The organism is Streptomyces sp. WAC05292 (assembly GCF_003949955.1).
Taxonomy (GTDB): Bacteria; Actinomycetota; Actinomycetes; order Streptomycetales; family Streptomycetaceae; genus Streptomyces; species Streptomyces globosus.
In genome coordinates this window covers 1-6037 of the sequence record NZ_RPSE01000380.1, presented here as the reverse complement: position 1 = coordinate 6037, position 6037 = coordinate 1, and the positions used below count along the sequence as shown (strand labels likewise).

5 protein-coding genes are annotated in these 6037 nt (G+C 72.8%); 2 read left to right on the top strand and 3 right to left on the bottom strand.

Annotated features, from left to right (window positions below):
• Positions 1-187: 187 nt before the first annotated feature.
• The 3 genes from EF903_RS27200 to EF903_RS27190 all read right to left on the bottom strand — a co-directional run bounded on the left by EF903_RS27200 (position 188) and on the right by EF903_RS27190 (position 3263).
• Positions 188-1345, bottom strand: coding sequence for an ROK family transcriptional regulator (locus tag EF903_RS27200; protein ID WP_125547543.1), 1158 nt, complete (start codon positions 1343-1345; stop codon positions 188-190).
• A gap of 108 nt (positions 1346-1453) precedes the next feature.
• Positions 1454-2104: a response regulator transcription factor gene (locus tag EF903_RS27195; protein WP_125547541.1), complete on the bottom strand. Its 651-nt coding sequence runs from the start codon at positions 2102-2104 to the stop codon at positions 1454-1456.
• A gap of 4 nt (positions 2105-2108) precedes the next feature.
• Positions 2109-3263 carry a sensor histidine kinase gene (locus EF903_RS27190; RefSeq protein WP_125547539.1) on the bottom strand — a complete coding sequence of 385 codons (1155 nt, stop codon included), beginning with the start codon at positions 3261-3263 and terminating at the stop codon, positions 2109-2111.
• A 108-nt stretch (positions 3264-3371) separates the two neighbouring features.
• Here EF903_RS27190 and EF903_RS36170 point away from each other — a divergent pair, with 108 nt between their 5' ends.
• Both EF903_RS36170 and ftsZ read left to right on the top strand, forming a co-directional pair.
• Complete coding sequence (locus EF903_RS36170; RefSeq protein WP_125547537.1) at positions 3372-4676, top strand: FtsQ-type POTRA domain-containing protein; 1305 nt, start codon at positions 3372-3374, stop codon at positions 4674-4676.
• A gap of 280 nt (positions 4677-4956) precedes the next feature.
• On the top strand, positions 4957-6037 hold a 1081-nt coding region (gene ftsZ, locus EF903_RS27180), incomplete at its 3' end, for a cell division protein FtsZ (protein WP_125547535.1).

Genomic DNA, 6037 nt, shown 5'->3' with positions numbered 1-6037 from the left:
GGGCTGCTCCGCGCCAGGGGCCGGGGGAGGGGATGCAGCCAGAAGGGCACCAGGCGCGGCCACTCCCGCCCGCTGCCCTGCCGGGCCCCGCGACCGAGCAGGACACCGGGAGCGGAGAGGCCGACGGGCAGGACCGTGAGCGGAGAGGCGGGGGAACCGAGGCAGTCCACGGCTTCCCGCCCGGGGCTCAGCGGCGGCGGGAGGTGACCGACTTCTCCACGGCGAACAGCTCCTCCTCGACCTGGTCCAGCGCCAGCCGCAGGGCGCCGGTAGCCACCGCGGCCTCACCCAGCAGCGACTGCGCCACCCGCGGCGGGCGCAGACAGTAGCGCTCCAGCTCCCGCCGCAGCGGGTCCAGCACGCCGTCCAGCCCGGCGGCCCAGCCGCCCACGACCACCAGCTCGGGGTCCATCGCCAGCACCAGCGCGGCCACGTCGTGCACGAGCCGCTGGATGAACCGCTCCACCGCGGCCACGGCCCGCTCGTCCCCGCGCCGGGCCATGGCGAACACCTCGGCCACCGCCTGCTCGTCCAAGGGGTGCAACGGCTCGCCCGTCGTCGAGAGCAGCTTCTCCGGCGTCACCTCCCGGCCCAGCAGATGCAGCGCGCCGATCTCGCCGGCCGCCCCGCCGTACCCGCGGTGCAGCCGTCCGCCGATCAGCGACCCAGCCCCCGGGCTGAGGCCGGCCATCACGAACACCATGTCGTCGGTGTCCTGCGCCGCCCCCTTCCAGTGCTCGGCCAGCGCCGCCGCGTTCGCGTCGTTCTCCACTTGTACCGGGCAGCGGAAGGACCTCCGCAGCCGCTCGCCGAGCGGCAGCCCCGTCCACCCCGGCAGGGCCGTGCACAGGCGCACGGTGCCGTCTGCCTCGACGATCCCCGGACTGCCGACCCCCACCGCCCGCAGCGAGTCCCGCGGCACCCCCGCACGCCGCAGCAGATCCGCCACGGCCGCCCGGACCTTGTCGAGCCGCTCGTCCGCCGGCGCCGTCTCGGCGATGTCCTTCGTACCGGCCCCGATCACCCGGCCGTCCAGCCCGGACAGCAGGACCGCGATCCGGTGCGAGCCGATCTCGATGCCGAGCAGGTGCCCCGACTCGGCCCGGAACCGGAATCTGCGGGCAGGCCGCCCCTGCCGCCTGGCCCCCTCCTCGGCCTCCGCCTCGACGACGAGCCCGGTGCCCATCAACTGCTCCACGACGCCCTCGACGGTCGGCCGGGAAAGGCCGGTCACCCGCGTGAGGTCCGTGAGCGTCGGCGACTGGGCGGCCCGCAGCGCGCGCAGCACCACGGCCGAATTGATCCGCCGGAGCAGAGAGGGATCTCCGCCGGTCAGCTGCCCCAACGTCTTTCCTCCCAGCCGGCGAGCCCGTCAGCCGGATCGTACTGCCCGCCCGCAGCGGCGGCGAGAAGCGCCCCCCTGGCCGCACCCCGCGGAAGACGACTCCCCCTCTCAGGCCGGAGCGACGAACCCCGACTCGTACGCCGCGATCACCGCCTGCGTCCGGTCCCGGGCACCCAGCTTCGCGAGCACGGCACTCACATGGGACTTCACCGTCTCGGCCCCCACGAACATCTCGGCCGCGATCTCCGCGTTCGTCATCCCGCGGGCCATCCGCCGCAGCACCTCCTCCTCCCGCTCCGTCAACGCAGCCCGCTCCAGCCGGGCCCGCGCCGCACTCGTTCCGTACTCCGCGGCCAGCGACCGCACCGCCGCCGGGAAGAGGAGCGTCTCCCCTTCCGCGACCAGCCGCACGGCGTGCACGATCTCGGACGGCCGCGCCCGCTTCAGCAGGAACCCGTCGGCCCCCGCCCGCAGCGCCCGGTACACGTACTCGTCGTTCTCGAAGGTCGTCACCACCAGGATCTTCGGCGGTTCGTCGATGCTCTTCAGCACTGCCTTGGTCGCCTCGATGCCGTCCAGCAGCGGCATCCGCACGTCCATCGCCACCACGTCCGGCCGGAGCTGCCGCACCAGCGGGATCACGGCCGCCCCGTCGGCGGCCTCCCCGACCACCTCGATGTCGGGCTGGGCGTCCAGCACAGCGCGCAGACCCGCGCGCACCAGCGGCTCGTCGTCGACGAGCAGAACCGTCACAGACATCCGCTCAGCCTATTCCCCTCAACGGCAGCCGGGCCGCCCGCTGCCGTATCCCCCGCAGCCCGCTCCCGCTCCCGCTCCCGCCCCCGGCCCCGGCCCCGCCGGGGCCCGGACCGGACGCCTCCGCGTCCGCCGGCAGCGGATTGGCCACCTCCAACTCCAGCCCCCTCCTCGTCACTTCCACCCGTACCCGCACCGGGACCGGTCCGCAGTGCCGCAGCACGTTCGTGAGCGCCTCCTGCAGGATCCGGTACGCCTCCTGGGAAACGGGATCCGGCAGCGACTCCAGCGGCCCCGCCAATTCCGCGTCCACCACCGCGCCCGACGCCCGAGTGGAATCCAGCAGCCGGCCGGCGTCCGCGAGGGTCGGCCGCTGGGACGGCCGGGGTCCCGAATGCCGCAGCACGACCAGCACGCGCTCCAAGTCCTCCAGAGCAGCGCGCCCCGTCTCCTCGATGACGTCCAACGCCCGCTCGGTGAAGGCAGGATCCCCCGCGGTGCGCGCCGCCCCGGCCTGCACCACCGCCACGGTCAGCGCGTGCCCGATCGTGTCGTGCAGCTCCCGCGCGATGCGCGTACGCTCCAGCAACTGCTCGGTCCGCGCCTCCAGGACGGACAGCCGGTCCGCGGTCGACGGCCCCAGCAGCCGCACCGCCACGACGGTGACCAGGTCACCCATCAGGTGCACCACCGTGACCAGCGCCAAAGGCGGCAGCGGGACGAGCAGAGCTGCCAGCCACCGCGGCGGCACCACCGGCAGCACCTCCGCGTCCCCGAGGGGGAAGCCGAGAGCGAGGGCGAGCAGTTCGACGGTCACCATCGCGAGGACGACGGTCGCGAACATCGCCGCGGCCGCCAGCAGCATGCGCACCTCCAGCCACAGGACCGTCCGCCACCGGTCTCCCCACCGCTTCGACGGCGACGCCGATATGGCGCCCTCGCCGGAGCTCCATTCGTCGGGGGTGAGCAGGAAGCGCGCCTGCAGGCCCTCGGCCATCCTCACCCGCGGCAGCAGACCCAGCGGCGCGACCATCAGGGCGGGCACCCACAAGTGCCGCGGGTCTATGAACCCCCACAGCGCCACCAGCAGCATGGGCACGCACAGGTGCAGCCAGCGCGAGTAGGTGAGCGGTTGGAGAGGCGCCCTGATCAGTCGGTTCATGCCCCCATCGTGTCAGTGGGCGACCACGCGGATCCTCCCCCGCACGGGGGAGACGATCTCCCCGCGCGGGGGAGGACCGAGGACGCCGGCCGCCGCGAACCTTGAGGCATGAACACGATCCACATCCGGGAACTGACCAAGAAATACGGCGCGAAGACCGCCGTGGACCACCTCACCTTCGATGTACTTCCCGGCCGGGTGACGGGCTTCCTGGGCCCGAACGGCGCCGGGAAGTCGACCACCCTCAGGCTCCTCCTCGGCCTCGACAGGGCCACATCCGGAACGGCCACCGTCGGCGGCCTCCGATACGCCGACCTCGAACAGCCCCTGCTGCACGTCGGAGCGCTGCTCGACGCCCACGCCGCGCACGGCGCGCGGACCGCCCGCAGCCACCTGAGCGCCCTGGCGGCCGCCAACCGCATCCCGGCGCGACGGGTGGAAGAGGCGCTGAAGCGGACGGGCATCGCCCCCGCCGCCGACCGGAGGATCAAGACGTACTCGCTCGGGATGCGGCAGCGGCTCGGCATAGCGGCCGCCCTCCTCGGCGACCCGGGCGTCATCCTGCTCGACGAGCCCGCCAACGGCCTCGACCCCGAGGGGATCATATGGATCCGGGAGCTGGTGCGCGGCCTCGCCGCGGAGGGCCGGACCGTGCTCGTCTCCAGCCACCTGATGTCGGAGACCGCCGCCTTCGCCGACCACCTCGTCATCCTGGGCCGGGGCCGGCTGCTCGCCCTGGGATCCGCGGCGGCGCTGCTCGCCGGCGGCGCCTGCTGGGTGCTGTACGGCTCCTCCTGGTTCCGCGTCGAGGAGGTCACCGCGGCCGGCACCCGGGTGCTGACGGCCGAGCAGGTCCTGGCCGCGGCGGCCGTGCCCGTCGGCGCGCCGCTCGTGAGCGTGGACACCGGCGAGATCGAAAGCCGCGTACGCGCGCGGCTGCCCCGCGTCGATTCGGTCGAAGTGGAACGGTCGTGGCCGCGCGGAATCGGTCTGGAAGTGACGGAGCGCAAACCCGTCCTGCTCATCAAAAAGGACGCCAACTTCGTGGAAGTGGACGCTTCGGGTGTGCGCTTCGACACGGTTGCGAAAGCACCGGCCGGCGTCCCCCTCCTCGCCCTCGACGCCTCCCGCTCGCCGAGCGGCCGCCGCTTCGACGAGGAGCGGCTGCTGCGCGAGGCGGTGGGGGTCGCCGGGGCCCTGCCGGCGCCCGTGGCCAAGGAGACCGTGCAGGTCAAGGTCGCCTCGTACGACTCGGTCGTGCTGGAGCTCACCGGCGGGCGGAAGGTCGTGTGGGGGAGCGGCGGGCAGGGGGCGGCGAAGGGCCGCGCGCTGACGGCCCTCCTCAAGGCCGCCCCCAAGGCAGGGCACTTCGACGTCAGCGTCCCCACGGCCCCTGCCGTGTCCGGGAGTTGACGCCGGGTCGAACAGCGGCGCACCCTGGTTGGCCACCGATACGGGTGATCACATAGGGTGAAAAGAAAAACGGGAGGTTCGGCGTGTTCGTTGAACACGCGCTACTTGTCGACTTAGTGTCCTGTTCGGAAGAGTCCAGGGAACAGGCACATACTTAACCCTAAACTTCAGGGTTAGGGTTCGGGTCGGCGCGTTCGGACCGTCCCACATTTCGGCATCAGTCGTCGCACCGCAGGCCCGCGAGGCGGCGACACGTAACTCGAGGCGAGAGGCCTTCGACGTGGCAGCACCGCAGAACTACCTCGCAGTCATCAAGGTCATCGGTGTCGGCGGCGGTGGTGTCAATGCCATCAACCGAATGATCGAGGTCGGTCTCAAGGGCGTCGAGTTCATCGCCATCAACACGGACGCACAGGCCCTGTTGATGAGCGACGCCGACGTCAAGCTCGACGTCGGCCGCGAACTCACCCGGGGGCTCGGCGCCGGAGCCAACCCGGCAGTCGGTCGCAAGGCGGCAGAGGACCACCGCGAGGAGATCGAGGAGGTCCTCAAGGGGGCCGACATGGTCTTCGTCACCGCCGGCGAGGGCGGCGGCACCGGCACCGGCGGCGCCCCCGTCGTCGCCAACATCGCGCGCTCGCTCGGCGCCCTGACGATCGGCGTCGTCACCCGCCCGTTCACCTTCGAGGGACGGCGCCGCGCGAACCAGGCGGAGGACGGCATCGCCGAGCTCCGCGAAGAGGTCGACACCCTCATCGTCATCCCCAACGACCGGCTGCTGTCCATCTCGGACCGCCAGGTCTCGGTGCTCGACGCCTTCAAGTCGGCAGACCAGGTCCTGCTCTCCGGCGTCCAGGGCATCACCGACCTCATCACCACCCCCGGCCTCATCAACCTCGACTTCGCGGACGTCAAGTCCGTGATGTCCGAGGCCGGCTCCGCCCTCATGGGCATCGGCTCGGCCCGCGGCGACGACCGCGCCGTGGCCGCCGCCGAGATGGCGATCTCCTCCCCGCTGCTGGAGGCGTCCATCGACGGCGCCCGCGGCGTCCTGCTGTCCATCTCCGGCGGCTCGGACCTCGGCCTCTTCGAGATCAACGAGGCCGCCCAGCTGGTCAGCGAGGCCGCCCACCCCGAGGCGAACATCATCTTCGGCGCCGTCATCGACGACGCCCTCGGCGACGAGGTGCGCGTCACCGTCATCGCCGCCGGCTTCGACGGCGGCCAGCCGCCGGCCCGCCGCGACAACGTCATCGGCGCCGCGTCCACCAAGCGCGAGGAGCCCGCGCCGGCCCCCGTCCGTGCCCCCGAGCCGGTCCGCCCGGCCTTCGGCGGACTCGGCACGGTCACCCCGCGCGAGG

What these genes read in the sequence shown, in the direction of transcription:
- EF903_RS27195 (WP_125547541.1), bottom strand. Translation starts at nt 2,104, where the DNA reads ATGTCTGTGACGGTTCTGCTCGTCGACGACGAGCCGCTGGTGCGCGCG.
- EF903_RS27190 (WP_125547539.1), bottom strand. Translation starts at nt 3,263, where the DNA reads ATGAACCGACTGATCAGGGCGCCTCTCCAACCGCTCACCTACTCGCGC.
- EF903_RS36170 (WP_125547537.1), top strand. Translation starts at nt 3,372, where the DNA reads ATGAACACGATCCACATCCGGGAACTGACCAAGAAATACGGCGCGAAG.